At 72.1% G+C, this 1,657-nt stretch carries 2 protein-coding genes; both read right to left on the reverse strand.

The window, feature by feature from the left end:
* Positions 1 to 629 (reverse strand): CHAP domain-containing protein (locus BITS_RS09170; protein ID WP_044259849.1); only part of this gene is annotated, 629 nt, incomplete at its 3' end.
* A complete protein-coding gene (locus BITS_RS09175) occupies positions 626 to 1,519 on the reverse strand; it encodes a hypothetical protein (RefSeq protein ID WP_152571207.1) in 894 nt (297 codons plus the stop codon). The genes BITS_RS09175 and BITS_RS09170, both read right to left, overlap by 4 nt.
* Between the last annotated feature and the right edge of the window lie 138 nt (positions 1,520 to 1,657).

The raw sequence follows: 1,657 nt of genomic DNA on the forward strand, positions 1-1,657 counted from the left end.
CCGCCGTGGGGGACCCCGTCCGTGCCCGATCCGTCGGCGGGATGCCAGTAGGTGACGCCCCGGGGCGGGTTCGACGCGGACAACGTGGTGGCGTGGACCTTGCCGAACCCCGTGCCGCCCTCGGTGATGTGCACGGTGTCGCCGTCGACCTGTTCGACGACGGCCACGTGCCCGTACAACGCGCTCGTCGGGATCCCGCCGTAGACCACGCCGCCCTCGAAGCTGACGATGCCGCCCGCCTGCGCGCCCTGCACCCAGCCCGCCTGTTGGGCACTCGTGTCCCATTGGTTGCCGTTGCCCCAGTACTGGCCGACCTGATGGCCGAGGCTGCGTTCCCTCATGCACGCCCACCAGGTGCACTGGAAATCCGGACCATACGTGGAGCAGTACGAGCTGTGTTCGGGCCACTTGTCCTGGATCCGGCCCATGGCCATGCCCACCAGGCCGGTCCATTCACCGGACGCGGCGGACGCCTGCACGGTACCCGACGCGCCCTCGCCCGATGCGGACCGGCAGCCCGCGAGGAACGCGAGCACGTCCAACGGCCCGCAGCCGCCCACCGTCAGGATCAGCCCCACGATCGCCGCGATCGACGCCAGTCGGCGCCGCGCGCCGTTCACACGGGTCATGACTCGTCCCCGAACCACCAGAACGGCTTCTGCCCGCCGACCGTGACCTCCACGGTCCGGCAGGGCCGTTGGACCGTGCCCCAGCCCGTCGGGGAGATCGAGGTCCACGCCTCCCCGCGGCCGTCGAGACCCGTCAGCTCGTTGCCGTCGAGATCGGTGAGAGGCCCGTCCAACGTGGCGGGACAGTACACGGTCACGTGCCAGATGCCGTCGTCCATCGGCACGCCCACGACCCCGTACGCGCGGCTCGCCACGTCCTGCGGGTTCGTCAGCGAGTCGACGGTCAGCCCGTCCGGGACGGGGAAATCCGTCGACGTCGTGTCGTACATGCCCGCCTGGCTGACCGCCCTTTCCGCCTCGTCGTCCCACTCGCCGTCGTCGGCACAGCCGCCGCGGTACTGGCCCTGCACGTACGGGTCGGAGTCCACGGCCCTGCACAACGCGGTCGGGTCGAACCTGCGCTGCGCCCACCACCAGCGCGGCGCGTCCGACACCGGATGCTCGACGCCGCCGCCGTCCGCTCCCAGGGAGCCGAGCACGCCCTGCGCCCATGCCTGGTCGTCCATGGTCGGGTCGAGGAGCCTGTCCAGCGTGTCCAGCGCCGTGTCCGCGACGCCGTAGGACCCGGCCATCGGTTCCATCGACGCCTGTTCGGGCCAATCGGCCCGCCCGTCCTCGACCGTGACCCGGTATCCCGACTGGCGCGACCAGTCGCCCGGAACCGGGATGCCCGCCGCCCTCAACCCCGGATGCGCTTCCGCATCCACGGTCCCGGCATCATCCTTCGACGGGGCGGAACCCGTCGTGGAGGCGTCCCGCGCGGCGGTGTCGGACGACCCGTGCCGGCCGAGCACAACGGAACCCAACGCGCACACCAGCAGCACGGCCAATCCCAGGCAAAGGAGCCTCACGCCGCGGGAGACGGGCCTGCGACCCCCGCCCATCAGAAGCCGCCATCCTCATGCACGGTCACCGGCCCGGGCTCCGCGGCGGGCTCCCCGCCGGCCGGACGTCCGCACCGTCCGCCC

Source organism: Bifidobacterium tsurumiense, assembly GCF_000741765.1.
GTDB lineage: Bacteria > Actinomycetota > Actinomycetes > Actinomycetales > Bifidobacteriaceae > Bifidobacterium > Bifidobacterium tsurumiense.